Below are 25,835 nucleotides of genomic sequence, written 5' to 3' on the forward strand. Positions count from 1 at the left end.
AATCTTTATGCACAGGCCCGTTCGCTCAACCCGGCACGCCCATGACCGACATTCTGCTCACGCTCATCAGCACCGCCCTGATCAATAACTTCATCGTGCACTGGCCGCTGGGTGTCGATCCGTTGATGCAATCGACGCGTGAGCCTGCCATCGAACGTCGTCAGGTTCATGCCCTGGGCATTGCAACCACCTGCCTGATGTTGCTCAGCGGCGTTCTGGGTTACGCGGCCTATTACTGGTTGCTGATACTGCTCGGGCTGACGTCCTTGTACCTGTTTGTGTTTTTGCCCTTGAGCGTACTGCTGATTACCCCGCTGCTGAATCTGCTGACGCGTGCCCTGCCGCAGTTACCGTTCAACGGCTTGTGGCCGTTATTGCTGGGCAACGCTGGCGTGCTGGGGCTGAGCCTGTTCGGCATGCAGAGTGACAAAGGCTTTGGCTATCACGTAGCGCTATGTCTTGGCGCCGGGCTGGGTTTCTGGCTGGTGCTGAGTCTGTTCAGCGACCTGCGCCAGCGCATTCTCAATAACGATGTGCCCCTGCCCTTTCGTGGCCTGCCGATCGACCTGATCAGCGCCGGACTGATCGCAGTGGCATTTCTCGGCTTCAGCGGACTGATCAAAACATGAGTCTGATTCAACGTATCGACGCACTCCTGCCGCAGACCCAATGCGGCAAATGCGGCCACCCCGGATGCAAGCCCTACGCTGAAGGCATCGCCAATGGCGAGGCAATCAACAAGTGCCCGCCGGGCGGCAACGAGACCATTTCAGCGTTGGCCGAACTGCTGAAAATCCCGGTGTTGGAACTGGACACCAGCCGTGGCTCGGCACCGGCGCAAATTGCATTTATCCGTGAAGCCGAATGCATCGGCTGCACCAAGTGCATTCAGGCCTGCCCGATAGACGCAATTGTCGGCGCAGCAAAACTGATGCACACGGTGCTGATCGACGAATGCACTGGTTGCGATCTGTGCGTAGCACCCTGCCCGGTGGATTGCATCGAAATGCATCCTTTACCCTCGACCCAGGTGCTGCCGATTATCGGTGGTCTGGCGTTCACGCCCGAAGAACTGCAAGCACGCAACGCCAAACGCGATCACGCAAGGCAGCGCTTCGAACAGCGCAATGCACGCCTGCGTCGTGAGGAAGAGCAAAAGCACGCTGAACGACTGGCCCGCGCGCAAAAAGCCGCTCAACACAGCGATGCCAGCAATACCCCGCTGCAGGACGCCATTGCCCGGGTTCAGGCCCAAAAAGCCGCAGCCGCCGATGCCGCGCTGAAAAAAGCCAAGATCGATGTGGCGATGAGCCGCGCGCAACTGAACAAATCGCTGAAAGCTTTTGGGCATCCTCCGACCTTCGAACAGCAGTCGCAGCTGATCATTTTGCAGCAGCAATTCGAAGCCGCCGAGCAAGCTCTGACGCAGCTCGAAAGCACAGTCCCGTCAGCACCTGTGCAACCGACGGCGCCGGCCAACGATGCCGAACTCAAACGCGCGAAAATCCAGCTGGCGATGCGTCGCGCCGAGCTGAAAAAAGCCCAGGCCAGCGAAGCACCGGCCGAGCAACTGGAAGCGCTCAGCGCGGCCCTCGCTCAAGCGGAGCAGGCGCTGCACGCTGCCGAGGGAGCCAGCGAAAAACCGGCACCCGACCTGGTACGCGTCGAAAAACGTCCCATCGACGCTCAACTGCGGCAACTGAAAACCGAGCTGGCTTATGCCCGCGCCGATGTCAGCAAGCTCGAGCGGGGTCCTGATACACCGGCGGAGCTCCTGGCCAAGGCCCGCGAACGGCTCTGCGAAGCCGAGCGCCAGGTAAACGCCTATGTCGCCCCTTGAACCGGTCGATGATCGCCTGCAACAGGCGATGAAGCGGGTGTTACTGGCCACCGTGCCGGGCATGCTGGTGTTGTTCTGGTTATCTGGCTGGGGTGTTCTGATCAATCTGCTGCTGGCCTGCGGCAGCGCGTTAGCCGTTGAAGCGCTGGTGTTGCGGTTGCGCAAGTACCCGCTCAAGCCTGCGCTAAGCGACGGCAGCGCGTTGGTCAGCGCCACCTTGCTGGCACTGGCGTTACCACCTTACTGTCCATGGTGGTTGACGGTCAGCGCTGCGGCATTCGCGATGTTTTTCGGCAAGCACCTTTATGGTGGCGTTGGCAAAAACCCGTTCAATCCGGCCATGCTCGGTTTCGCGCTGGTACTGGTATGTTTCCCGCGACAGATGACCCACTGGCCGACGTCCCACGGGATGAATCTGCTCGCCGGCCTGCAACAGATTTTCGGTTTCAATTTCAGCGGCGCCGAGCAGCCCGACGCCTGGGTGACGGCCACGGCGCTGGATAGCCTGCGAATCAACAAAAGCCTGACCATGGACGAACTCTTCGCCGGCAACCCGGCGTTTGGCCACATGGGTGGTAAAGGTATCGAATGGGTGAATCTGGCTTTCCTCGCCGGCGGCGCGTTCCTGTTACAGCAGCGGGTGTTCAGCTGGCATGCGCCGGTCGGCATGCTCGGCAGTCTGTTCGTCATCAGCCTGTTGTGCTGGAACGGCTCAGGTTCGGACTCCCACGGCTCCCCGCTCTTTCACTTGCTGACGGGTGCGAGCATGCTCGGGGCATTCTTTATCGTGACCGAACCGGTGTCGGGAGCGAAAAGTCCAAAAGCCCGCCTGATGTTCGGCACGGGCGTCGGCCTTCTGACCTACCTGATTCGAACCTGGGGCGGCTATCCCGACGGGGTGGCCTTTGCGGTGCTGCTGATGAATCTCTGCGTACCGGCCCTGGAACGCCTCGCTGCTGCACAACCAGAGCCTCGTACACCATGAAGCGGAATTTCAGTGTGCTGATGCTGGTGGTCGTGGCCGGATTGGGCGCAGGCGCTACATTTTTCCTGCAACACGCCACCGCGCCGCAGATATCGGCTGAACAGCGCTTGATCGAAAGCCGCAAGCTGTTCGACATGCTGCCAGTCGGCAGCTACGACAATCAGCCTTTGGACCAGCCACTCGCGTTCAAGGATATCGCGCTGAGCAACAGCACCTTGCTGGGCGGTTACCTGGCCACAGCAGGCGGAAAACCCAGTGCAGTGATATTACGCAGCCAGGTGACGGGTTACGAAAATGCGATCGAACTGCTGATCGTGATCGACATCAACGGCAAGTTGCTGGGAGTCAAAACCCTCAAGCAATCGGAAACACCAGGGCTGGGCGGGAGAATCGCCGACCAGCCCAATCCCTGGCTTCAGGGCTTTTTCGGCAAGTCGCGCAACGACCCTGGTGACAGTGGCTGGGCGCTGAAAAAAGATCAGGGGCAATTCGATCAGTTGATCGGCGCAACCGTCACTTCCAGGGCGGTGATCAGCGCGATCCATGATGCGTTACGCTATTTCGACGAGCATCAGCCACAACTGATCGGGAGCGGACAATGAACCAGTCCTCGATGCTGCAGAACTCGCTGATATTGACCCCGTTGATCGGCGCCAGTGACTCCTTGGTAAAAGCCTTGGGTCTGTCGCTGTTATCGCTGCTGGTCATTGGTGTTTACGGCCTGAAGATGAGTGTATTGCGACCGCGGATTGTCCCGTCCATGCAGTTGATCACCTGCATTGCACTCGCCGCCACATTGACCAGCCTGGCAACATTGGCATTACAGGCCTGGGCCTTTGAACTGCATCAGCAACTGGGAATGTATGCCGGACTGATTGCCCTGCAGTGCATTGTGCTGGAGTACAGCGGCTTTTTTACCCAGGCAAGCATGATCGACCGGACTCGCCTGTCCAGCCTGTTTTTTGGGCTGATGGTTGTACTGGGCGTGTTGCGAGAAGCCCTTGGCAATGGGTCATTCGCCAGCCATGTGTCCTGGTTGAGCGGAATTATTGATTCCAGCGGGCAAGGCTGGCTGTTTGCCGCTGATGGCGGCATACGACTGGCCATCCTCGCCCCCGGCGGATTTATCCTGCTGGGACTGCTCATAGCCGCCAAACAAGCCTGGCCCGGCGCCTCGACCTCACACTGACCGCCTTCAAGGAACTGCTCTGCCCATGAATGCTGCAAAACGCCTGGAAATTTTCCGTCGGCTTCACGAAGACAATCCGGAACCGAAAACCGAACTGGCCTACTCGTCGCCCTTCGAATTGCTGATCGCCGTGATCCTTTCCGCGCAGTCCACGGACGTAGGCGTCAACAAGGCCACCGCCAAGCTGTTTCCGGTGGCCAATACTCCGGCAGCGATGTATGCGCTGGGTGTAGAAGGATTGTCCGAGTACATCAAGACCATCGGCCTGTACAACAGCAAGGCAAAAAACGTCATAGAAACCTGCCGAATGCTGGTAGAGCTTCATGGCGGTGAAGTACCGCAAACCCGTGAGGAGCTGGAAGCGCTGCCCGGGGTCGGTAGAAAGACCGCGAACGTGGTGCTCAATACGGCTTTTCGCCAGCTGACCATGGCCGTCGACACGCACATTTTCCGGGTCAGCAACCGCACAGGGTTAGCGCCAGGCAAGAATGTCGTCGAGGTGGAAAAAAAACTGATGAAGTTTGTTCCCAAGGAGTATCTGCTCGACTCCCATCACTGGCTGATCCTCCACGGACGCTACGTTTGCCTGGCTCGCAAGCCCCGTTGTGGCAGCTGCCGTATCGAAGACCTGTGCGAATACAAGCAAAAGACCTCCGACGATTGAGGTTCTATTAGATTTATTGATTTACCGATTGAAAAAATCTTTTTTACCCGCCGGGAGAATGTCGATATAAGAAGCGCCAATGGCATTCTTAGCCTGGAGTTAACCTTATGAGCACTGGCAAAGAACAACTGGACACAGAAGACGACTTCATCTCTGTTGAGGCCGATGATGCCGAGCCTGTGGTAGAGGTAGCAAAGACCAACCTGAGCAAACGTCGCACCATCGATAATCTCCTGGAGGAGCGCCGCTTGCAAAAGCAACTGGCCGATTACGACTTTGACCTTTAACACCTGAAAGCCTCCCGAAATGGAGGCTTTTCAGCACTCCCTCAACCGCTGGGCAATGCTCTCTGATTCATCAATGAGTCCGGCGCGGCGGAGACATCAGGGCAAGCCATCCGGCGACTCAAAATCCGATCAGACTCCGCTTACCTTCAGACGCTTTCCATGCACAAAGCACTACTCGCCCGGAGAGATTCAAACCAGACCATTACGCTGCGCAAGCTCGATAAGGTCTACCAGCGAGCGGGCATTGAGCTTCAATAGCAGACGCGTTTTGTAAGTACTCACGGTTTTGTTGCTGAGGAACATTCCATCGGCAATTTCCTTGTTGGTCTTTCCTCGGGCCAACTGTTGTAAAACCATCATCTCCCTTCCTGACAGACGATCCACCATGTCGGCTTCACTCGCGTTCCCCAAACTTGAGCGAACCGAGTGCAACGCCTGATTCGGAAAGTAGCTATATCCTGACAATACAGCCTTGATTGCACTGAGCAACTCGGTGAGGTCCTGCTGTTTGCAGACATACCCGGCTGCCCCTGCCTGCATGCAACGCATTGAAAAGTGACCGGGGGCCTGCGACGTCAAGACCAGCACTTTCAAAGGCATGGTGGTCGAGGTCAAGCGTGCAATAACTTCCAGGCCATCCAGTTTCGGAATACCGATATCCAGTATCACGATATCCGGCATCTGTTCACGGGCAAGTTGCAAGGCATCGACACCATTGTCCGTTTCGGCAATGACTTCATAGCCATGACGTTCCATTAGCATACGTACAGCAAGACGAATGACGGGGTGATCATCCACGATCAGCACTTTATTCATGGGCAAGTCCAATTTCGCTGTTCGAATTTTTAGAGCCCGCACAATAGCGTAGTCGTTTCGACCTTGGGATGCTGCCCACCCCAACCACCTACACCGAGAGACAATCCCTACAAACAACAGGGATTCCCCCTACAGGATTTCATAAAAAACAATGTCGCTTAAAGTTTATTCGAGGCGCCCACCTCTCTGGTCACCGGTATTTTTTCTGTGGACATCTAAGAAACCAGCTGACAATACACACTCTATCCCGGCCATTAATTAAACATGCGTCTATTATCAAAAAACAACCCGCTTTCACCCGCTTACATGAATCACGTTAAAACAAGGCTATTGATCCGTTAAAAATAGTGATAAAACTGCAAAGCAGACCGATCCATAAACCCTTTACAAAAACTAATAAATCAATACCGAACCACCACGACCACTTAACATTTTCACCCACAAGGAATCACTATAGATCACTATTTAACGAGTAATAAAAATGACAAAAATTCAAAAAAAAATATCCAACCCGATGACCATAATTGCGATATTTGCGACGCTCTCCGAAACTTCGGCAGCCGTATCGTTGCCCTTTCTCGACAACGAGGAGCGCCAGACGTACATCTGGTTTCTGATCAGCTTCCCCTTTTACCTGCTCTTTTTATTTTTTATCACACTCAACTTTAACTACAAATCACTGTATGCACCTTCTGATTTTCAAAAGAGCAAACAGTTTGTAAAAGTCATCGACGATGCTGCTCGACCAGAAAAAAACAGAAACACCGCTCTTAACGACCCCGCTGAAGAGGAGAATCAACCCAACTCAATCAAAGGACATAAACCCGACTATCTGCTTCAGAGCACGCCCGCTCCACCCGCCTATATAACCTTCATCACGAACCTTACAACCCAACAGCCAGTGTCTTTACCGGCGTCGATACGTGGCATGCAGATCGTTGATGCACGATGGATTCGCAAAAAGAAAGATGTCGGCAGTTTGATGAACGCGCTCTATTCAAGGAAACATCATGACCGTGAAGTGATCGTCTTCCTGACAAGCGGTGAGTCGGAACATTTGATTAACGAAAGAGCACTCAAAAAATCAGGTGCAAGATCCCTGGAGCCCAAAGAGTCTTTTTACATGAGTTATAACTTGAGTACTTTGGCAGTGACCGTCGTCAGCCAGCACTGACACAGACAGAACAGAAGGGGGGGTACAGACAATCCCGGAAGTTAACAACCAGGACCTGGTGACGCAGATTCAGGAGACAAACCACACACGAATGCTTCGATCACATTGTGGCCCCGTTACAAACGGGGCCACAATCGTTGATCATGCCAACAACATCAGAACAGCTTGCGGCCTTTGTTTGCGGCAATGCGCATACGCAGAGCGTTCAGCTTGATGAAGCCGGCTGCATCAGCCTGGTTGTAAGCGCCGCCATCTTCTTCGAAGGTAGCAATGTTGGCGTCGAACAACGATTCGTCAGACTTGCGACCGGTAACGATCACGTTGCCTTTGTACAGCTTCAGGCGAACCACACCGTTCACATGCGCCTGGGAAGCATCGATCATCTGTTGCAGCATCAGACGCTCAGGGCTCCACCAGTAACCGGTGTAGATCAGGCTGGCATATTTAGGCATCAGCTCGTCTTTGAGGTGAGCCACTTCGCGGTCCAGAGTGATCGACTCGATCGCCCGGTGAGCACGCAGCATGATGGTGCCGCCTGGGGTTTCGTAGCAACCACGGGACTTCATGCCGACGTAACGGTTCTCGACGATGTCCAGACGGCCGATACCGTGCTCGCCACCGATACGGTTCAGGGTCGCCAGCACGGTAGCCGGAGTCATTTCGACGCCGTCCAGTGCAACGATGTCGCCGTTGCGGTAAGTCAGTTCCAGGTACTGCGGCTTGTCAGGAGCGTTCTCCGGGGAGACGGTCCAGCGCCACATATCTTCTTCGTGCTCGGTCCAGGTATCTTCCAGCACGCCGCCTTCATAGGAAATGTGCAGCAGGTTGGCATCCATCGAGTACGGAGATTTTTTCTTGCCGTGACGTTCGATCGGGATCGCGTGCTTCGCCGCATAATCCATCAGCTTCTCGCGGGACAGCAGGTCCCACTCGCGCCAAGGGGCGATCACTTTCACGCCAGGCTTGAGTGCATAGGCACCCAGTTCAAAACGAACCTGGTCGTTGCCCTTGCCGGTCGCGCCATGGGAAATGGCGTCAGCGCCGGTTTCGTTGGCGATTTCGATCAGGCGTTTGGCGATCAACGGACGAGCGATGGAAGTACCCAGCAGGTACTCGCCTTCGTAAACGGTGTTGGCACGGAACATCGGGAAAACGAAATCACGCACGAATTCTTCGCGCAGATCGTCGATGTAGATTTCTTTTACGCCCATGGCTTGTGCCTTGGCGCGGGCCGGCTCGACCTCTTCACCCTGACCCAGGTCAGCGGTAAAGGTCACCACTTCACAGTTATAAGTATCCTGCAGCCACTTGAGGATCACCGAAGTGTCCAGGCCGCCGGAATACGCCAGAACGACCTTGTTTACGTCCGCCATGCCATCACTCCACGGGGTTCTACGGAAAGCCGAGAAGTCTACCGCTGCGAGCGGATAAATTACAGAGGCGCGACAGCTTATGATGACGAAGCGACAGATTATGTCGAGCGGGCGACGATTTCAGCCGGTTCAGGAGGTCGTCGCGGCACTGCTTGCCGAGCTGACTTGCGGAGCCGGTTTATCGGTGGGTGCAACGCGCTCAAGATGAACGTTGACCCGGCGATTCCTGGCCCGATTGGCGGTGTTGGTGTTAGGGGCCAACGGATAGCGTTCGCCGTGAAAACGCATCGTGATCTGTGATTCCTGAATGCCATTGGCCTTGAAGAAGTCCATCACCGCCAACGCCCTGCGCCGAGACAGATCACGGTTGGTCAGGCGATTGCCGCTGTTATCGGAATGGCCGTCGAGTTCGATGTGATTGACCGTCGGGTCGGCCTTCATGAAGTTCAGCATAACCTGCAGCTTGGCCTTGGCCTGCGCGTCCAGATCGATACCACCGCCCGGAAAACCAACCTCAGCCTGCTTAACCTGCTCGTAATTCATCGGCAGCAACTTGGCGACACACGCCTGATAATCGGCGTAGGCCTTGCTGAAGCTGACCGGTAACAAACGGACTTCCGACACACCGCCATCGCGCGAATAATGGCGAATCAGCGGACTGCGACCGTCCATCAAACCGCCGATAAGGCGTCCGGCCTGGAGTTGCGAGCTGTTGAACAGCACATCACCGCTGCCAACCTTGACCGCCCCCAGATTGATATCGCCGCGCCCCGGCTGCCAAGGCGCAGCGGCGGCCAGCAACGTCGCCGAGCCGCCGCTGATCATCGGGTTGTAGGCCTTCAGACGAAAGGTGGCCTGCTCGCCTGCGCGCCGCACGAACTCGCCCGAACCGAAATCGGTAATCGGCTGGCTCAGGCGACATTCGAACTTGTCGCCTTCGACCGTCCACTCGATGCTCTCCAGACGCGTCTGGAAAGTGAGCGCCATCGCAGGAAGGCTGGCAAACACGCTGAGCAAGGCTAAATAACGCTGGCGCACGGGAGGCTCCACTGGCTTCTACAACAAAAAGACCGATACATATAATTACGGCATACCTTTGTCATATCGGAAGCTTGCTGCAAAACTTGATAGCGAGTGCCTGGATGAGTCTTTTCCGGTAGCATTCCCTTGAGTTTGACCCGCCTGGAATCCCCAATGTCCGACCGCCTGACCCTGCTGCGTCCCGACGACTGGCATATTCATCTTCGCGATGGTGCTGTGTTGCCCAATACTGTCGCGGATGTCGCGCGCACCTTTGGTCGCGCGATCATCATGCCTAACCTGGTACCACCGGTGCGTAACGCCGCTGAAGCCGACGCCTATCGCCAGCGCATTCTCGCTGCGCGCCCGGCCGGCAGCCGTTTCGAACCGCTGATGGTGCTCTACCTGACCGACCGGACTACACCCGATGAAATTCGCGAGGCCAAGGCCAGCGGTTTCGTTCACGCCGCCAAGCTGTATCCGGCTGGCGCGACCACCAACTCGGACTCCGGTGTTACCAGCATCGACAAGATCTTCCCCGCGATCGAGGCCATGGCCGAGGTCGGGATGCCCTTGTTGATTCACGGTGAAATCACCCGCGGCGACGTCGATGTCTTCGACCGCGAAAAAATCTTCATCGACGAGCACATGCGTCGGGTCGTGGAGCGTTTCCCAACGCTCAAAGTGGTGTTCGAACACATCACCACCAGCGATGCCGTGCAGTTCGTCAACGAGGCTTCGGCCAACGTTGGCGCAACCATCACCGCTCACCACCTGCTGTATAACCGCAACCACATGCTGGTGGGCGGGATTCGTCCGCACTTCTATTGCTTGCCGATTCTCAAGCGCAATACGCATCAGGTCGCCCTGCTTGACGCCGCTACCAGCGGCAGCGAGAAGTTCTTCCTGGGCACGGACTCGGCTCCGCACGCCCAACACGCCAAAGAAGCCGCGTGTGGCTGTGCCGGTTGCTACACCGCTTATGCCGCGATCGAGATGTACGCCGAAGCCTTTGAACAGCGTAATGCGCTGGACAAGCTCGAAGCCTTCGCCAGCCTCAACGGCCCGCGCTTCTACGGCCTGCCGGCGAACACCGACCGCATTACCCTGGTCCGCGAAGAATGGACTGCCCCAACCAGCCTGCCGTTCGGCGAGCTGACTGTCATCCCGCTGCGCGCCGGTGAAAAACTGCGCTGGCGCCTGCTGGAGGAACACGCGTGAGTGAAGACCATTTCGACGACGAACAGGAAAGTTCAGGCGGAGGTGGTTCACGTCACCCGATGGCAGCCAGGTTCCGTGGATACTTGCCCGTTGTCGTCGACGTTGAAACCGGTGGTTTCAACTGTGCCACTGACGCCTTGCTGGAAATTGCCGCCACGACCATCAGCATGGACGAAAAAGGTTTTGTGTACCCCGATCACACCTATTTCTTCCGTGTAGAACCGTTCGAAGGCGCCAACATCGAAGCCGCGGCGCTGGAGTTCACCGGGATCAAGCTCGATCACCCACTGCGCATGGCCGTGAGTGAAGAAGCGGCACTGACCGACATCTTCCGTGGCATACGCAAGGCGCTGAAAGCCAACGGCTGCAAACGGGCGATCCTGGTCGGCCATAACAGCAGCTTTGACCTGGGCTTCCTCAATGCCGCCGTTGCGCGCCTGGACATGAAGCGCAATCCGTTTCACCCGTTCTCCAGCTTCGACACCGCGACACTGGCCGGTCTGGCGTATGGTCAAACGGTCCTGGCCAAGGCGTGCCAGGCTGCCGATATCGACTTCGACGGTCGCGAGGCCCACTCGGCTCGCTACGACACCGAGAAGACTGCCGAGCTGTTCTGCGGCATCGTCAATCGCTGGAAACAAATGGGCGGCTGGGAAGATTTCAACGACTGATTCAGTCGCAGGATTTATCCCGCCCATAAAAAAACCGGCCTCAGCGGCCGGTTTTTTTATGCCTGACGCGTGGCTTACAGCTTGCCAGCGTTCTCGGTCAGGTAAGCCGCAACGCCTTCTGGCGAAGCAGTCATGCCCTTGTCGCCTTTTTTCCAGTTGGCCGGGCAAACTTCGCCGTGCTCTTCGTGGAATTGCAGGGCGTCGACCAGGCGAATCAGCTCTTCCATGTTACGGCCCAGTGGCAGGTCGTTGACGATCTGCGAGCGAACAACACCCTTGTCGTCGATCAGGAATGCGCCACGGAAAGCCACGCCGCCTTCGGACTCAACGTCGTAGGCCTTGGCAATGTCGTGCTTCATGTCAGCAGCCATGATGTACTGAACCTGACCGATGCCGCCGGCATTGATCGGGGTGTTGCGCCATGCGTTGTGAGTGAAGTGCGAGTCGATCGAAACAGCGATCACTTCAACGTTGCGTGCCTTGAAGTCAGCCATGCGGTGGTCCAGAGCGATCAGCTCGGACGGGCAGACGAAGGTGAAGTCCAGTGGGTAGAAGAACACCAGGCCGTATTTGCCTTTGATGGCCGAGGACAGGGTGAAGCTGTCAACGATTTCGCCATTGCCGAGTACGGCCGGTACGGTGAAGTCAGGGGCTTGTTTGCCTACGAGTACGCTCATTGGATATCTCCTGGTGTGGTGGCGTGAAGAACGGCATCGAACCAGTCTGTCGCCAATAAACGACAGGTTCATGACTCGAGTGCCCTTCGCAAAGACCGCACATCATACACCGCGTTTTTCGCCTGTCCTTAGCGCTTTTTACAACGACATCAAAAACCTCGGCGCAGGCTTGATGACACTGTCCCGGGCGCATTATGCCGTTCGTCAGGCTGTCGCTGTTCTGGCGCAAAGCGTGCCGAAACCACTTTGACAATCATTCTCGTTAACATTAAGATCCGTCGCAACCGAGCCATAACCCACGACGGTTCTCAATTTATGTATGTCTGCCTTTGCACTGGTGTCACCGACGGAAAAATCCGCGATGCGATCTATGAAGGTTGCTGCAGCTACCGCGAGGTACGCCAAGCTACCGGCGTTGCCGGCCAATGTGGAAAATGCGCCTGCCTTGCCAAACAAGTGGTGCGCGAAACCCTGGCCGAGTTGCAATTAAGCCAGGCGGCGATCCCCTACCCTGTAGAATTTTCGGCAGCGTAAATAGAACATTTGAAAGAACCGGACTTAGCGTCCGGTTTTTTTATGCCTGTAATTCAATCGCTTAGCGCTAGGATGCGGAACACAAACATTCTTATTCCGATTAATTTTCATATAGTATTCAATAACTTAGGTTTGACACTAACAACTGCCCGGCTCAAACTTCGCCGCTTAATAGGGTAATTAAAGGGCAGGACCCCACATGAAAGGCGACATCACGGTTATCCAGCACCTCAACAAGATTCTTGGCAATGAGCTGGTCGCAATCAATCAGTATTTCCTGCATGCGCGCATGTATGAAGATTGGGGCCTGAACAAGCTCGGCAAGCACGAGTACCACGAATCCATCGACGAGATGAAACACGCGGACAAGCTGATCAAGCGCATCCTGTTCCTCGAAGGCCTGCCAAACGTCCAGGACCTGGGCAAGCTGCACATCGGCGAGCACACCAAGGAAATGCTTGAGTGCGACCTGAGCATCGAGCGTACCGGCCATGCCGACCTCAAAGTGGCTATCGCTCATTGCGAAACCGTCGGGGACTTCGGCAGCCGTGAACTGCTCGAAGATATTCTCGAATCCGAAGAAGAACATATCGACTGGCTGGAAACTCAACTGAGCCTGATCGATAAAGTCGGTCTTGAGAACTATCTGCAATCGCAGATGGGCGACGAATAACTTCTACAGCGCTAATCTCGACTCAATAAAAAGCCCCGCCCTCTTACGAGAGGCGGGGCTTTTTATTACCAGCAGGAGCGGCCGGACGGCCGCTTCTGCCTATAAATCAGGCTTCGGTCTTGCCAGCAGCAGCTTTGGCCGCAGCGTCTTTGATCAGGGCCTGCAACGAACCGTCAGCGGCCATTTCAGTCATGATGTCGCTACCACCGACCAGCTCACCAGCAACCCACAATTGCGGGAAGGTTGGCCAGTTGGCGTACTTTGGCAGGTTGGCACGGATTTCCGGGTTCTGCAGGATGTCCACGTAAGCGAACTTCTCACCACAGCCCATGACGGCCTGAGCGGCTTTCGCGGAGAAGCCACACTGTGGGGCATTCGGCGAGCCTTTCATGTAAAGCAGAATGGTGTTGTTAGCAATCTGCTCTTTAATAGTTTCGATGATATCCATGAAGCACCTCGGCTGAACTTTCCGACTCAGTTGTCGGCACGGTGACGCATTGTAACGGAAAGCCGAGCGCCATGCTCGGTCTCCCCGACAGACACTTACGCTGCCGCGACGGTCACCGGTACACCATTAAGCGCCGCGTTTCCTGACAACTCATCGAGCTGGCGCTCATCGGTCAGGTCATTGGCGCTGGAGCCTGGTTGGCCCATGGCAATGGTCATCTGCACGCCCGGCCGGGCATGGCCCCAACCGTGCGGCAGGCTGACCACGCCTTTCATCATCTCGACACTGCTCAGCACTTCGACTTCGATCACCCCGACCCGTGAACTGACCCGCACCCGTTGCCCATCGCTGAGCCCGCGACTGGAAAGATCGTCCGGGTGCATCAGCAACTGATGACGCGGTTTGCCTTTCACCAGACGGTGGTAGTTATGCATCCACGAGTTATTGCTGCGCACATGGCGGCGGCCGATCATCAATAGCTCATCGGCAACCGGTGCCTGCAATGCGGAAAATCGTGCAAGGTCGGCCAGGATCGCCGGTGGCGCCGCCTGCACGCGCTGGTTGGCGGTTTTCAGACGTGGCGCCAGGTTTGCCTGAAGAGCGCCCAGATCGACCCCGTGAGGATGATCGAACAAGGTCGCCACCGACAGTTTGTGCGGCGATGCATCACCAAAGCGCCCGGCTCGCAAACCGAGGTCGATCATCTTCGCCGGGGGCATCGTCGGCTTGAGCTCTTTGCCGGTTTTCGCCGCAAAGGCCTGGGCCAGACCGACGAAAATCTCCCAATCGTGCAGCGCACCGTCGGGCTTGGGCAGGATTGCCCGGTTGAAACGGCTGACGTTGCGCACCGCGAACATATTGAACGTGGTGTCGTAGTGATCGTTTTCCAGCGCCGAGGTCGACGGCAGAATCAAGTCGGCATAACGCGTGGTCTCGTTGATATACAGGTCGATGCTGAGCATGAATTCCAGCCCGTCCAGCGCCTGCTCCAGTTGTCGACCATTGGGTGTAGACAACACCGGGTTACCGGCCACGGTAATCAACGCCCGCACCTGCCCTTCACCTTCAGTGAGCATCTCTTCGGCCAGAGCCGACACCGGCAACTCACCGGCGTATTCCGGACGGCCAGACACGCGGCTTTGCCAGCGATTGAAATGCCCGCCCGAGGTCGACGCCACCAGGTCAACCGCAGGCTCGGTGCACAGCGCGCCGCCGACCCGATCCAGGTTGCCGGTAACCAGATTTAGCAGTTGCACCAGCCAATGACACAAGGTGCCGAACGCCTGGGTCGAAACGCCCATACGGCCATAACACACGGCAGTTTTCGCGCTGGCGAAGTCTCGCGCCAACTGACGAATCTGCTCGGCCGGCACGGCGCACAGCGGGCTCATGGCCTCGGCACTAAAGGATGCGACGGCCTGACGAACCTCCTCCAGCCCGTCTACCGGCAAATGACTGTCGCGGCTCAAGCCTTCGGCGAACACGGTATTGAGCAACCCGAATAACAGCGCCGCATCACCGCCTGGACGGACAAATATATGTTGATCGGCAATCGCTGCCGTTTCGCTGCGACGCGGATCGACCACCACCACTTTGCCGCCCCGGGCCTGAATCGCCTTCAAGCGCTTTTCGACATCCGGCACGGTCATGATGCTGCCGTTGGAGGCCAGCGGATTGCCGCCCAGGATCAGCATGAAATCGGTGTGATCGATGTCCGGAATCGGCAACAGCAAACCATGGCCGTACATCAAATGGCTGGTGAGATGCTGAGGTAACTGATCGACCGAGGTTGCAGAGAAACGGTTGCGGGTTTTCAGCAAGCCAAGGAAGTAATTGCTGTGGGTCATCAACCCATAGTTGTGCACGCTGGGATTGCCCTGATAAACCGCGACGGCGTTCTGGCCATGGCGCTCCTGAATCGCCGACAGGCGTTCGGCCACCAGTGCAAATGCCTCGTCCCAGGCGATCGCTTGCCACTCGCTGCCGACCCGCAGCATCGGCTGTCGCAGGCGGTCGGGATCGTTCTGGATATCTTGCAGCGCCACGGCCTTGGGGCAGATATGACCGCGACTGAAGCTGTCCTGCGGATCACCCTTGATCGAGGTGATTTGCACGCCAGCGTCTTCGGTTGCAGTGGTTTCGATGGTCAAGCCGCAAATGGCTTCACACAGGTGGCAGGCACGGTGATGAAGAGTCTTGGTCATGGCCATTCTCTGTTTTATTCGAGACAACCGGCATCCGGTTGCGGGAACAAAACTATGGGCTGTGACCGAGCGCTGCGCCAGCGACGTTCGTCTTGTGAATCGAGGCCCATCAGGCCCGCCGATATTAGCCTTGGGGAAGCCTGGAGGGCGCTTGAAGCTGGATTTCCTGGATGGTTTCGATCTGTTCCTGGGCAATGTGCACGCCCGTGAGTTCGCCAATCAGGCGCCAGTGCTCGTCGAGCCCGGCGCTGACGGTGGCCATGCGGTCGATCATCCGTCGACCTGCAGCCTTGGTCACCTCATCCTCGCTACGCATCAACTCAAAGGACATTGAGGTCATGGAAGCGGTCAGGTGAGTCAGGGTGCGTGCCGTGAGGCCCAGCAGCTCTAACAATTGCTGTTCTTTCGATTCCATTCCATAGGCTTCCTCTGTCACTCGTGACTTAGTTATAACCCAGCACTTTGCATTAGCAAATGTTTCAAGCGGAGGCAGGCTGGATCCTGCCTGCAACTACCCTGTCCGACAGGTCAGAAACCGACCGAGACCGTACTTTGCCCGCCCCGCTTGATTGCCAAGGCGCGCGAGGGCAGTGTACAAAGGGGTTGCTACTGTCAGGAAACAGGCTTCAAAAGCGCTACTGCGGTTATCCCGCAGGCTCTCTTAAATCCCCTAAAAACCGTAGCCCTATTGGTAAGACGCGACATTTAATTATAAGATCGCGCCTTCCCCTATTTCGTCGCCTCGTGCGGCTTACGCCGCAGGTCTCGCCCGTTTTTCAGTTAAACAAGGCTTTGAGTATCTGCGGTCTGTTGCAAAAAGGTAGTCAATGATGAGCGCAAGGCACTTTCTCTCCCTGATGGATTGCACGCCCGAAGAGCTGGTCAGCGTGATCCGTCGAGGCATTGAGCTCAAAGACCTGCGTAACCGCGGCGTACTGTTCGAGCCGTTGAAAAATCGCGTACTCGGGATGATCTTCGAGAAATCCTCGACGCGCACCCGGCTGTCGTTTGAAGCCGGCATGATCCAGCTGGGCGGCCAGGCGATTTTCCTGTCACCCCGTGACACCCAACTGGGTCGCGGCGAACCGATCGGCGACTGCGCCATCGTCATGTCGCGCATGCTCGACGCGGTGATGATCCGTACCTTCGCCCACAGCACCCTGACCGAATTCGCCGCCAACTCGCGCGTGCCCGTCATCAATGGCCTGTCCGATGACCTGCACCCGTGCCAGTTGCTGGCCGACATGCAGACCTTCCTCGAACATCGCGGCTCGATCCAGGGCAAGACCGTGGCCTGGATCGGCGACGGCAACAACATGTGCAACAGCTATATAGAAGCCGCCATCCAGTTCGACTTCCAGTTGCGCATCGCCTGCCCTGAAGGCTATGAGCCAAACCCTGAGTTCGTGGCCAAGGCCGGTGATCGGGTGACTATCGTCCGCGATCCTCGGGAAGCGGTACGCGGCGCTCATCTGGTCAGCACCGACGTCTGGACCTCCATGGGCCAGGAAGAGGAAACCGCCAAGCGCCTCAAGCTGTTCGCACCGTTCCAGGTTAATCGTGCCCTGCTCGATCTGGCCGCCGCGGATGTATTGTTCATGCACTGCCTGCCCGCGCACCGAGGTGAAGAAATCAGCCTCGATCTGCTCGACGACCCGCGTTCGGTTGCCTGGGATCAGGCCGAGAACCGTCTGCATGCGCAAAAAGCCCTGCTCGAGTTTCTCGTTCCGCCTTCATATCACCACGCATGAGTCATTCATTACTGCTGAACCTGCGTAATCTGGCCTGCGGCTATCAAGACCAGCGGGTCGTCCAGAACCTCAACCTGCACCTCAATGCCGGTGACATCGGTTGCCTGCTCGGCTCGTCCGGCTGCGGCAAGACCACCACTCTGCGGGCGATTGCAGGCTTTGAACCGATTCACGAAGGGGAAATCCAGCTGGCCGGTGAAACCATCTCCAGCGCCGGTTTCACCCTCGCGCCGGAAAAACGCCGAATCGGCATGGTGTTCCAGGACTATGCGCTGTTCCCGCACCTGAGCGTGGCCGAGAACATCGCCTTTGGCATTCGCAAGCATCCACAGAAGGATCGGGTCACCGAAGAGATGCTTGAACTGGTCAACCTGAAGCACCTCGGCAAGCGCTTCCCGCATGAGCTTTCCGGCGGCCAGCAACAGCGCGTGGCACTGGCCCGGGCGTTGGCACCGGAGCCGCAACTGCTGTTGCTCGACGAACCGTTCTCCAACCTCGATGGCGAATTACGCCGCAAGCTCAGCCATGAAGTCCGGGACATCCTCAAGGCTCGCGGCACCAGTGCGATTCTGGTGACTCACGACCAGGAAGAAGCCTTTGCCGTCAGCGATCAGGTTGGCGTGTTCAAGGAGGGTCGACTGGAGCAGTGGGACACGCCTTACAACCTCTACCACGAACCGCAAACACCGTTTGTGGCGAGCTTTATCGGTCAGGGTTATTTCATTCGCGGTCAGTTGCAGACCCCGGAATCAGTGCAGACCGAACTGGGTGTGCTGCGCGGTAATCGCGCGTACACCTGGCCTGCCGGTGGCGCCGTGGATGTGTTGCTGCGCCCCGACGATATCGTTTACGCGCCCGCCAGCCCACTGAAGGCACGGATCGTTGGCAAGACCTTTCTGGGTGCGTCGACGTTGTATCGCTTGCAGCTACCGACCGGCAGCCAACTGGAATCGATCTTTCCGAGCCATGCCGACCATCTGGTCGGCGCCGATGTCGGCATTCGCGTGGCCGCCGAACACCTGGTGCTGTTCCAGGCCTCAGGCAGCACGGCAGCGCACATTCCGGCGGTAGAGTCCGGGGTTCGTCGGTACAGCGCTGCGCATTGAACAATACGGACTAATGTGGAAGCGGCTTTTGTGGGAACCGGCTTTTGTGGGAGCCGGGCTTGCCCGCGATGCAGGCGACTCGGTTTAGTGCCGAAACGAGTTGATGCCATCGCAGGCAAGCCAGCTCCCACAAAAGCCGGCCCGCACTCACACACTGATTGATGAGTTAACCCATCATCAACGTCCCGCTGGCCACCAGCGTCGCGTTACCCCCGATCTTCACCCGATCCCCTTCCAGGCGGCAAAACAACGCCCCGCCCCGCGCCGAACACTGATACGCCGTCAGGCTCGATTTATCCAAACGCTGCGCCCAGTACGGAATCAGGCTGCAATGAGTCGAGCCAGTGACCGGGTCTTCGTTGATACCGATGGCCGGTGCGAAGTACCGCGAGACGAAATCATGCCGCGAACCCGGCGCAGTCACGATCGCGCCGGGCCAAGGCAGCTTCGCCAGCGCGGCCATGTCCGGCTGGCAATCGAGCACCGCCTGCTCCGACTCCAGCACCACGAACAATTCGTTGGAACCCAGCACATCAATTGCCTGCACGCCCAGCGCCCGCTGCACATCGAGGGTCACGCCGACTTCGCGCAGTTCAATCGCCGGAAAGTCCAGCCACAGCCGCTCGCCTTCCCGACGCACACTCAAGGGGCCGGACTTGCTGATGAAGTCCAGGCGCTCGACCGGTTCTTTATAGACCTCGAACAACACATAAGCACTGGCCAGCGTCGCATGGCCGCACAACGGTACTTCGGTGGTCGGCGTGAACCAGCGGATACGCCAGCCTTGCGCCTCACGCACCACAAACGCAGTTTCGGCAAGGTTGTGTTCAGCGGCTATTTTTTGCATCAGCTCATCAGCGAGCCAGGCGTCGAGCCGATAGACCATTGCCGGATTGCCACTGAACGGTTGGTCACTGAACGCGTCGACCTGATGAAACGCTAGCTGCATGAGTGTTCTCCTTCTTGTTAGGGCCTGTACGAAAACTCGCCGAACGGCGATCAGGCAAGGCAAAAACAGGCGAGGAAGCGGAGTTTAGGCCCCTAAATGAGCATTCCGAGCCTGTTTTTAACGCAGCCTGGTCGACGTGCAGGCAGTTTTCGTACAGGGCCTAGGCGAAGGCGAGCATGCAACGGCCATTACCCGGCTACCAGAGACAGAACCTGCCGATTTTCACCATACAGCGCGGTGGTCAGGCCCGGCCGATATCGGCGAATTTGGCTTGGGTGTGCTCGGCCAGCACCGTCGCTGCCAACTCGACCTCAAGGCCACGCCGGCCAGCGCTGACGTAAATACTCGCGAAAGGCTGCGCACTGTTATCGATGAACGTGCGCAAACGCTTCTTCTGCCCTAACGGGCTGATGCCCCCCAGCAAGTAACCGGTGGCCCGTTGCGCGGCGGCGGGATCAGCCATTTCGACTTTCTTCACCCCGGCGGCATGCGCCAGCGCTTTTAAGTCCAGACTTCCGACGACCGGTACGACGGCCACCAGCAACTCCCCCTTCTCACTCGCGGCCAACAGCGTCTTGAACACTTGCGCCGGATCCAGCCCGAGCTTTTCCGCTGCCTCCAGACCGTAGGACGCAGCCTTCGGATCATGTTCATAACTGTGCACGCGATGTTCGGCACGAACTTTTTTCAACAGATCCAATGCGGGGGTCATGGCAGCTCCAAGCCTGGCGATAGCAGAAAAATACTGCGCTGGATTCTAGGCCATCACCGAGCAAAAGGCTCTATTACCGGCCCCTACCCGCTCAGGAATAAGCAAACGCAGGACAAAATCCAGCCATCTCCCGAGCCCATCCAAATGATCATTCAGCTGACCAATAGTTTAAATATGACCGATGGTTCACTTTCGACCTTTGACATCAGCATTTCTTGTCTATATTTTTTCGAATCTGAATAATACATAAACGTTTCTGCGTAGTACCCGGCAGTAGGCCGAGACCAGGATGGGGATCCTGCCTCGGTGAAAATCGCGCCCTGACCATTTCGAGAAGAGCGCCCAACAACAACAAAAACGAGGTTTTCAATGACAACTGCATCGCAACAACCATCGCTCTCGAGCCAATGCATGGCCGAGTTCCTGGGTACTGCCTTATTGATTTTTTTTGGTACTGGCTGTGTTGCCGCGCTCAAAGTCGCGGGTGCCAGCTTTGGACTTTGGGAAATCAGCATCATCTGGGGGATCGGCGTCAGCATGGCGATCTACCTGACCGCAGGTGTTTCCGGCGCTCACCTGAACCCGGCCGTCAGCATCGCACTGTGCATATTCGCTGATTTCGAGAAGCGTAAACTGCCGCTCTACATCTTCTCCCAGGTCGCTGGTGCCTTCTGCGCAGCGTTGTTGGTTTACACGCTTTACAGCAACCTGTTCTTCGATTTCGAACAAACTCACCAGATGGTTCGTGGCACACAAGCCAGCCTCGAACTGGCCTCGGTGTTCTCCACGTTCCCGAACCCTGCCCTGTCGACAGCCCAGGCGTTTCTGGTGGAGGTGATCATCACCGCGATCCTGATGGGCGTGATCATGTCCCTGACCGACGACAACAATGGCCTGCCTAAAGGCCCGTTGGCGCCACTGTTGATCGGCTTGCTGATCGCCGTTATTGGTAGCTCGATGGGCCCGCTGACCGGTTTTGCGATGAACCCCGCGCGAGACTTCGGTCCTAAGCTGATGACTTTCTTCGCTGGCTGGGGTGAAATTTCCTTCACTGGCGGCCGTGATATTCCGTACTTCCTGATTCCGATTTTTGCACCGATCCTGGGTGCCTGCCTCGGCGCTGCGGCCTATCGCGGGCTGATTGCCCGCCATCTACCGATCGCCATACCTGCTACAAAGGATGCAGAACCTGCCATTGACGGCAAAGCACGAATCTCCTGAAAGCGGCGGCGCGCGATCCTGCCCACCATTGATCACGCGCCCCAACCCACTCCTTTATTTCGTCCAAGGCAATCGACATGACCGACATTCAGAATAAGAACTACATCATTGCCCTCGATCAGGGTACGACCAGCTCCCGGGCGATCATTTTCGACCGTGACGCCAACGTGGTCTGCACTGCGCAACGTGAATTCGCCCAGCATTACCCGCAGGCCGGCTGGGTCGAACACGACCCGATGGAAATCTTCGCGACCCAAAGCGCCGTGATGGTCGAAGCCCTGGCGCAAGCCGGCCTGCATCACGATCAGGTAGCGGCCATCGGCATCACCAACCAGCGTGAAACCACTGTGGTCTGGGACAAGACCACTGGCCGGCCGATCTACAACGCAATCGTCTGGCAGTGCCGCCGCAGCACCGAAATCTGCCAGCAACTCAAGCGCGACGGCTTTGAGCAGTACATCAGCGAAACCACTGGCCTGGTCACCGACCCGTACTTCTCCGGCACCAAACTCAAGTGGATCCTCGACAACGTCGAAGGCAGCCGCGAACGCGCACGCAAAGGCGAGCTGCTGTTCGGCACCGTCGACAGCTGGCTGATCTGGAAATTTACCGGCGGCAAGACCCACGTCACCGACTACACCAACGCCTCGCGCACCATGCTCTTCAACATCCACACTCTGGAGTGGGACGCGAAGATGCTCGAAGTGCTGGACATCCCGCGTGAGATGCTCCCGGAGGTCAAGTCGTCATCGGAAATCTATGGCCACACCAAAAGCGGCATCGCCATCGGCGGTATTGCCGGTGACCAACAGGCCGCGCTATTCGGCCAGATGTGCGTTGAACCGGGCCAGGCGAAAAACACCTACGGCACCGGCTGCTTCCTGCTGATGAACACCGGCGACAAAGCGGTTAAATCCCGGCACGGCATGCTCACCACCATCGCCTGCGGCCCACGCGGCGAAGTGGCCTACGCACTGGAAGGCGCGGTGTTCAACGGCGGCTCCACCGTTCAGTGGCTGCGCGACGAGCTGAAGATCATCAACGACGCTCACGACACCGAATACTTCGCCAACAAGGTCAAGGACAGCAACGGCGTGTACCTGGTACCCGCCTTCACCGGCCTCGGCGCCCCGTACTGGGACCCGTATGCCCGTGGCGCACTGTTCGGCCTGACTCGCGGCGTACGCGTCGATCACATCATTCGTGCCGCACTGGAGTCGATTGCCTACCAGACCCGCGACGTACTCGACGCCATGCAACAAGACTCCGGCGAACGACTCAAGGCTCTGCGCGTAGACGGCGGTGCGGTCGCCAACAACTTCCTGATGCAATTCCAGGCGGACATCCTCGGCACCAAGGTCGAGCGCCCGCAAATGCGTGAAACCACTGCACTGGGCGCCGCCTACCTGGCCGGCCTGGCCTGCGGCTTCTGGGGCAGCCTGGACGAACTGCGCGGCAAGGCAGTGATCGAGCGCGAGTTCGACCCGCAACTGGACGAAACAGCGAAGGAAAAACTCTACGCCGGCTGGAAAAAAGCCGTCAGCCGCACCCGCGACTGGGAACCGCACGAAGGCGCTGAATAAGCCAAGTAGCGGATTCGTATCGGTATGTAACTGGTAGGGAGGTGATTCGTACGGCATCATGGGCAAATTTTGCACGGCAGCCCAAAGGAAGCCCTATGAATCTGCCTCCCCGTCAGCAGCAAATCCTCGAACTGGTCCGCGAACGCGGCTACGTCAGCATCGAGGAAATGGCTCAGCTATTTGTTGTTACACCACAGACCATCCGCCGCGATATCAATCAATTGGCGGAAGTGAATTTGCTGCGTCGCTATCATGGCGGCGCCGCTTACGATTCAAGTGTCGAAAACACCGCCTACGCCATGCGCGCCGATCAGATGCGCGATGAGAAACAGCGCATCGCCGAAGCTATCGCCGCACAAATCCCCGATCACGCCTCGCTGTTCATCAATATCGGTACCACCACCGAATCCATTGCCCGGGCGCTGCTCAATCACAACCATCTCAAGGTGATCACCAATAACCTGCACGTCGCCTCGATCCTCAGCGCCAAGGATGACTTCGAAGTCCTGCTGGCCGGTGGCAACGTGCGCCGTGATGGCGGCGTAGTCGGTCAGGCCTGCGTCGACTTCATCAACCAGTTCAAGGTCGACTTTGCGCTGGTCGGCATCAGTGGTATCGATGAAGACGGCAGCCTGCTCGACTTTGACTACCAGGAAGTACGGGTCTCCCAGGCGATCATCGCCAACGCCCGGCAAGTCCTGCTGGCAGCAGACTCCAGCAAGTTCGGCCGCAACGCCATGGTCCGCCTGGGACCGATCAGCCTGATCGACTGCCTGGTGACCGACCACGCGCCGGTTCCGGCATTGGCGCAACTGCTGAGCCAGCACAAGATTCGGCTGGAAGTGGTTTAACCACCTATCTCAAGAGCAAGCTCCCCCGTGGCGAGGGAGCTTTCTCCCGCCGGCCGGTCCGTGCTCGGGCGCAGCAGCCGTAAATTGCTTGATGCAATGCGCCTGACAAATTGCAGATTCAGGCTTTAGGGCCGCTGTGCGCCCCAGCGGGAGCAAGCTCCCTCGCCACAAAAGCGACGCACGCCCTCTAAATGTTCGAAAATTTTCCTTTCCCCTCTCTTCGATCAGAATTTTCAATCGAAGCCGACTGGTTGCGCCTGGATTTATGCGCTACTATTTTCGCAAATGAACATTAATGTTCGAATTCAAATATAGAAAGTACCCCGAGGCCAGCCGATGCCCACTTCAACCTTACCTATGCCCCCTCTTGCCGAGGTCTACGATATCGCCGTCATTGGTGGTGGGATAAACGGTGTGGGGATTGCAGCGGATGCCGCCGGTCGCGGTCTTTCGGTGTTCCTTTGCGAAAAGGACGATCTGGCCAGTCATACCTCGTCCGCCAGCAGCAAGCTGATCCACGGCGGCCTGCGCTACCTCGAACACTACGAATTCCGCCTCGTGCGCGAGGCCTTGGCCGAGCGTGAAGTGCTGTTGGCCAAGGCCCCGCACATCGTCAAGCCAATGCGCTTCGTGTTGCCACACCGTCCGCACCTGCGCCCGGCGTGGATGATCCGTGCAGGCCTGTTCCTTTATGACCATCTTGGCAAGCGGGAAAAACTCGCCGGCTCCAAAAGCCTGAAGTTCGGGGCCGACAGTGCGCTGAAAAGCGAAATCACCAAAGGCTTCGAATACTCCGATTGCTGGGTCGACGACGCCCGTCTGGTGGTGCTCAATGCCATGGCTGCCCGCGAAAAAGGCGCCCACGTGCACACCCAGACCCGCTGTGTCAGCGCCCGTCGCAGCAAAGGCCTGTGGGAGTTGAACCTGGAACGCACCGATGGCCGCCTGTTCTCGATCCGCGCCAAAGCACTGGTGAATGCCGCCGGTCCATGGGTCGCCAAGTTCATTCGTGATGACCTGAAGATGGAATCGCCTTACGGCATCCGCCTGATTCAGGGCAGCCACCTGATCGTGCCGAAGCTGTACGAAGGCGAACACGCGCATATCTTGCAGAACGAAGACCAACGCATCGTGTTCACCATTCCATACCTCAATCAATTCACCCTGATTGGTACCACGGACCGTGAGTACACCGGCGATCCAGCGAAAGTCGCGATCACCGAAGGCGAGACCGATTACCTGCTGAAAGTGGTCAACGCGCACTTCAAGAAACAAATCAGCCGCAGCGACATCCTGCACACCTATTCCGGCGTTCGTCCGCTGTGCAACGACGAATCCGACAATCCTTCGGCCGTGACCCGCGATTACACCCTGGCGCTGTCTGGCAGCGCAGAAGAAGCACCGCTGCTGTCGGTGTTCGGTGGCAAACTGACCACCTACCGCAAACTGGCCGAGTCGGCCATGGCGCAGCTGGCACCGTACTTCAAGGGCATGAAGCCGAGCTGGACCGCGCAAGCGACCCTGCCGGGCGGCGAAGACATGACCACGCCACAGGCCTTGAGCGCGTTGATTCGCGACAAGTTCGACTGGTTGCCGACGGAAATCGCCCGACGCTGGGCCACCACCTATGGCAGCCGTACCTGGCGCCTGCTTGAAGGTGTACAGAGCCTGAAGGACATGGGCGAACACCTCGGTGGCGGTCTCTACACCCGCGAAGTCGATTACCTGTGCAGCGAAGAATGGGCCACCAGCGCTCACGACATTCTCTGGCGTCGCAGCAAACTGGGTTTGTTCACCACCCAGGCAGAGCAAGAGAACGTCCAGCTGTACCTGAACAAGCTCGAGCAGAACCGCAGCAAGATCGAAGCGGCCTGATCGGTAACCCG

The 25,835-nt window shown here is 57.5% G+C and carries 27 protein-coding genes; 18 read left to right on the top strand and 9 right to left on the bottom strand.

Annotated elements, in window-relative coordinates:
* Nucleotides 1–41 precede the first annotated feature (41 nt).
* The 7 genes from AC1RJ3_RS11125 to AC1RJ3_RS11155 all read left to right on the top strand — a co-directional run bounded on the left by AC1RJ3_RS11125 (nucleotide 42) and on the right by AC1RJ3_RS11155 (nucleotide 4,965).
* The gene (locus AC1RJ3_RS11125; protein ID WP_347927889.1) at nucleotides 42–629 is read left to right on the top strand and encodes an Rnf-Nqr domain containing protein; all 588 of its coding nucleotides are present in this window, start codon (nucleotides 42–44) and stop codon (nucleotides 627–629) included.
* Nucleotides 626–1,840, top strand: a complete 1,215-nt coding sequence (gene rsxB, locus AC1RJ3_RS11130) for an electron transport complex subunit RsxB (protein ID WP_054593798.1) — start codon at nucleotides 626–628, stop codon at nucleotides 1,838–1,840. Before AC1RJ3_RS11125 ends, rsxB begins: the two co-directional genes overlap by 4 nt.
* Nucleotides 1,827–2,825: an RnfABCDGE type electron transport complex subunit D gene (locus AC1RJ3_RS11135; RefSeq protein WP_493078925.1), complete on the top strand. Its 999-nt coding sequence runs from the start codon at nucleotides 1,827–1,829 to the stop codon at nucleotides 2,823–2,825. Before rsxB ends, AC1RJ3_RS11135 begins: the two co-directional genes overlap by 14 nt.
* On the top strand, nucleotides 2,822–3,427 hold the full coding sequence (locus AC1RJ3_RS11140; protein WP_054593800.1) for an RnfABCDGE type electron transport complex subunit G: 606 nt from the start codon (nucleotides 2,822–2,824) through the stop codon (nucleotides 3,425–3,427). The genes AC1RJ3_RS11135 and AC1RJ3_RS11140 overlap by 4 nt, the downstream gene beginning before the upstream one ends.
* Nucleotides 3,424–4,014, top strand: coding sequence for an Rnf-Nqr domain containing protein (locus tag AC1RJ3_RS11145; RefSeq protein WP_054593801.1), 591 nt, complete (start codon nucleotides 3,424–3,426; stop codon nucleotides 4,012–4,014). Before AC1RJ3_RS11140 ends, AC1RJ3_RS11145 begins: the two co-directional genes overlap by 4 nt.
* 25 nt (nucleotides 4,015–4,039) lie before the next feature.
* Nucleotides 4,040–4,678 carry an endonuclease III gene (nth, locus tag AC1RJ3_RS11150; RefSeq protein WP_054593802.1) on the top strand — a complete coding sequence of 213 codons (639 nt, stop codon included), beginning with the start codon at nucleotides 4,040–4,042 and terminating at the stop codon, nucleotides 4,676–4,678.
* Between the two features lie 107 nt (nucleotides 4,679–4,785).
* Nucleotides 4,786–4,965, top strand: a complete 180-nt coding sequence (locus AC1RJ3_RS11155; protein ID WP_019693351.1) for a PA3496 family putative envelope integrity protein — start codon at nucleotides 4,786–4,788, stop codon at nucleotides 4,963–4,965.
* Nucleotides 4,966–5,154: 189 nt separating this feature from the next.
* Here AC1RJ3_RS11155 and AC1RJ3_RS11160 read toward each other — a convergent pair whose 3' ends face one another.
* Nucleotides 5,155–5,781: a response regulator transcription factor gene (locus tag AC1RJ3_RS11160; protein WP_054593803.1), complete on the bottom strand. Its 627-nt coding sequence runs from the start codon at nucleotides 5,779–5,781 to the stop codon at nucleotides 5,155–5,157.
* Nucleotides 5,782–6,262: 481 nt separating this feature from the next.
* On the opposite strand from AC1RJ3_RS11160, the gene AC1RJ3_RS11165 reads away from it, so the two are divergent.
* On the top strand, nucleotides 6,263–6,955 hold the full coding sequence (locus AC1RJ3_RS11165) for a hypothetical protein (RefSeq protein ID WP_493078930.1): 693 nt from the start codon (nucleotides 6,263–6,265) through the stop codon (nucleotides 6,953–6,955).
* 155 nt (nucleotides 6,956–7,110) lie between these two features.
* On the opposite strand, the gene AC1RJ3_RS11170 is transcribed toward AC1RJ3_RS11165, so the two are convergent.
* Together AC1RJ3_RS11170 and AC1RJ3_RS11175 are read right to left on the bottom strand one after the other, a co-directional pair.
* Entirely contained in the window at nucleotides 7,111–8,328 is a 1,218-nt protein-coding gene (locus AC1RJ3_RS11170; protein WP_019693354.1) for an argininosuccinate synthase, read from the bottom strand.
* A gap of 129 nt (nucleotides 8,329–8,457) precedes the next feature.
* Nucleotides 8,458–9,366 carry a flagellar protein MotY gene (locus AC1RJ3_RS11175; protein WP_054593805.1) on the bottom strand — a complete coding sequence of 303 codons (909 nt, stop codon included), beginning with the start codon at nucleotides 9,364–9,366 and terminating at the stop codon, nucleotides 8,458–8,460.
* 156 nt (nucleotides 9,367–9,522) lie between these two features.
* Between AC1RJ3_RS11175 and pyrC the strand changes: the two genes are divergently transcribed.
* Together pyrC and rnt are read left to right on the top strand one after the other, a co-directional pair.
* Nucleotides 9,523–10,569 (top strand): dihydroorotase, encoded by a 1,047-nt coding sequence (pyrC, locus tag AC1RJ3_RS11180; RefSeq protein WP_054593806.1) that lies wholly within the window; start codon nucleotides 9,523–9,525, stop codon nucleotides 10,567–10,569.
* Nucleotides 10,566–11,240 carry a ribonuclease T gene (gene rnt / locus AC1RJ3_RS11185; protein ID WP_054593807.1) on the top strand — a complete coding sequence of 225 codons (675 nt, stop codon included), beginning with the start codon at nucleotides 10,566–10,568 and terminating at the stop codon, nucleotides 11,238–11,240. The genes pyrC and rnt overlap by 4 nt, the downstream gene beginning before the upstream one ends.
* Nucleotides 11,241–11,314: 74 nt before the next feature.
* Here the strand turns inward: rnt and AC1RJ3_RS11190 are convergent, their stop codons facing one another.
* Nucleotides 11,315–11,917 carry a peroxiredoxin gene (locus AC1RJ3_RS11190; RefSeq protein WP_019693358.1) on the bottom strand — a complete coding sequence of 201 codons (603 nt, stop codon included), beginning with the start codon at nucleotides 11,915–11,917 and terminating at the stop codon, nucleotides 11,315–11,317.
* Between the two features lie 315 nt (nucleotides 11,918–12,232).
* Between AC1RJ3_RS11190 and AC1RJ3_RS11195 the strand changes: the two genes are divergently transcribed.
* Nucleotides 12,233–12,451, top strand: coding sequence for a bacterioferritin-associated ferredoxin (locus AC1RJ3_RS11195; RefSeq protein ID WP_019693359.1), 219 nt, complete (start codon nucleotides 12,233–12,235; stop codon nucleotides 12,449–12,451).
* 199 nt (nucleotides 12,452–12,650) lie between these two features.
* Nucleotides 12,651–13,124 carry a bacterioferritin gene (bfr, locus tag AC1RJ3_RS11200; protein WP_054593808.1) on the top strand — a complete coding sequence of 158 codons (474 nt, stop codon included), beginning with the start codon at nucleotides 12,651–12,653 and terminating at the stop codon, nucleotides 13,122–13,124.
* A 106-nt stretch (nucleotides 13,125–13,230) separates the two neighbouring features.
* On the opposite strand, the gene grxD is transcribed toward bfr, so the two are convergent.
* From grxD to plzR, 3 genes are all read right to left on the bottom strand, one after another.
* Nucleotides 13,231–13,572 (bottom strand): Grx4 family monothiol glutaredoxin, encoded by a 342-nt coding sequence (gene grxD / locus AC1RJ3_RS11205; RefSeq protein WP_019693361.1) that lies wholly within the window; start codon nucleotides 13,570–13,572, stop codon nucleotides 13,231–13,233.
* A 95-nt stretch (nucleotides 13,573–13,667) separates the two neighbouring features.
* On the bottom strand, nucleotides 13,668–15,776 hold the full coding sequence (locus AC1RJ3_RS11210; protein ID WP_493078936.1) for a molybdopterin oxidoreductase family protein: 2,109 nt from the start codon (nucleotides 15,774–15,776) through the stop codon (nucleotides 13,668–13,670).
* Nucleotides 15,777–15,900: 124 nt separating this feature from the next.
* Complete coding sequence (gene plzR, locus AC1RJ3_RS11215) at nucleotides 15,901–16,191, bottom strand: PlzR type 4 pili assembly inhibitor (protein WP_054593810.1); 291 nt, start codon at nucleotides 16,189–16,191, stop codon at nucleotides 15,901–15,903.
* 415 nt (nucleotides 16,192–16,606) lie between these two features.
* Between plzR and argF the strand changes: the two genes are divergently transcribed.
* The gene (gene argF / locus AC1RJ3_RS11220; RefSeq protein ID WP_054593811.1) at nucleotides 16,607–17,527 is read left to right on the top strand and encodes an ornithine carbamoyltransferase; all 921 of its coding nucleotides are present in this window, start codon (nucleotides 16,607–16,609) and stop codon (nucleotides 17,525–17,527) included.
* Nucleotides 17,524–18,633, top strand: coding sequence for an ABC transporter ATP-binding protein (locus tag AC1RJ3_RS11225; RefSeq protein ID WP_493078939.1), 1,110 nt, complete (start codon nucleotides 17,524–17,526; stop codon nucleotides 18,631–18,633). Before argF ends, AC1RJ3_RS11225 begins: the two co-directional genes overlap by 4 nt.
* A gap of 166 nt (nucleotides 18,634–18,799) precedes the next feature.
* Here AC1RJ3_RS11225 and AC1RJ3_RS11230 read toward each other — a convergent pair whose 3' ends face one another.
* Both AC1RJ3_RS11230 and ybaK read right to left on the bottom strand, forming a co-directional pair.
* Entirely contained in the window at nucleotides 18,800–19,582 is a 783-nt protein-coding gene (locus AC1RJ3_RS11230; protein WP_493078941.1) for a PhzF family phenazine biosynthesis protein, read from the bottom strand.
* A gap of 241 nt (nucleotides 19,583–19,823) precedes the next feature.
* Nucleotides 19,824–20,294, bottom strand: coding sequence for a Cys-tRNA(Pro) deacylase (gene ybaK, locus AC1RJ3_RS11235; protein ID WP_054593814.1), 471 nt, complete (start codon nucleotides 20,292–20,294; stop codon nucleotides 19,824–19,826).
* A 369-nt stretch (nucleotides 20,295–20,663) separates the two neighbouring features.
* On the opposite strand from ybaK, the gene AC1RJ3_RS11240 reads away from it, so the two are divergent.
* From AC1RJ3_RS11240 to glpD, 4 genes are all read left to right on the top strand, one after another.
* On the top strand, nucleotides 20,664–21,515 hold the full coding sequence (locus AC1RJ3_RS11240; protein ID WP_054593815.1) for an MIP/aquaporin family protein: 852 nt from the start codon (nucleotides 20,664–20,666) through the stop codon (nucleotides 21,513–21,515).
* Nucleotides 21,516–21,592: 77 nt separating this feature from the next.
* On the top strand, nucleotides 21,593–23,098 hold the full coding sequence (gene glpK, locus AC1RJ3_RS11245; protein ID WP_493078944.1) for a glycerol kinase GlpK: 1,506 nt from the start codon (nucleotides 21,593–21,595) through the stop codon (nucleotides 23,096–23,098).
* 95 nt (nucleotides 23,099–23,193) lie between these two features.
* The gene (locus tag AC1RJ3_RS11250; RefSeq protein ID WP_493078946.1) at nucleotides 23,194–23,949 is read left to right on the top strand and encodes a DeoR/GlpR family transcriptional regulator; all 756 of its coding nucleotides are present in this window, start codon (nucleotides 23,194–23,196) and stop codon (nucleotides 23,947–23,949) included.
* Between the two features lie 336 nt (nucleotides 23,950–24,285).
* Nucleotides 24,286–25,824, top strand: a complete 1,539-nt coding sequence (gene glpD, locus AC1RJ3_RS11255) for a glycerol-3-phosphate dehydrogenase (protein ID WP_347927898.1) — start codon at nucleotides 24,286–24,288, stop codon at nucleotides 25,822–25,824.
* Nucleotides 25,825–25,835 lie beyond the last annotated feature (11 nt).

The sequence above is a fragment of the Pseudomonas sp. GW822-FHT04C11 genome (assembly GCF_058800905.1).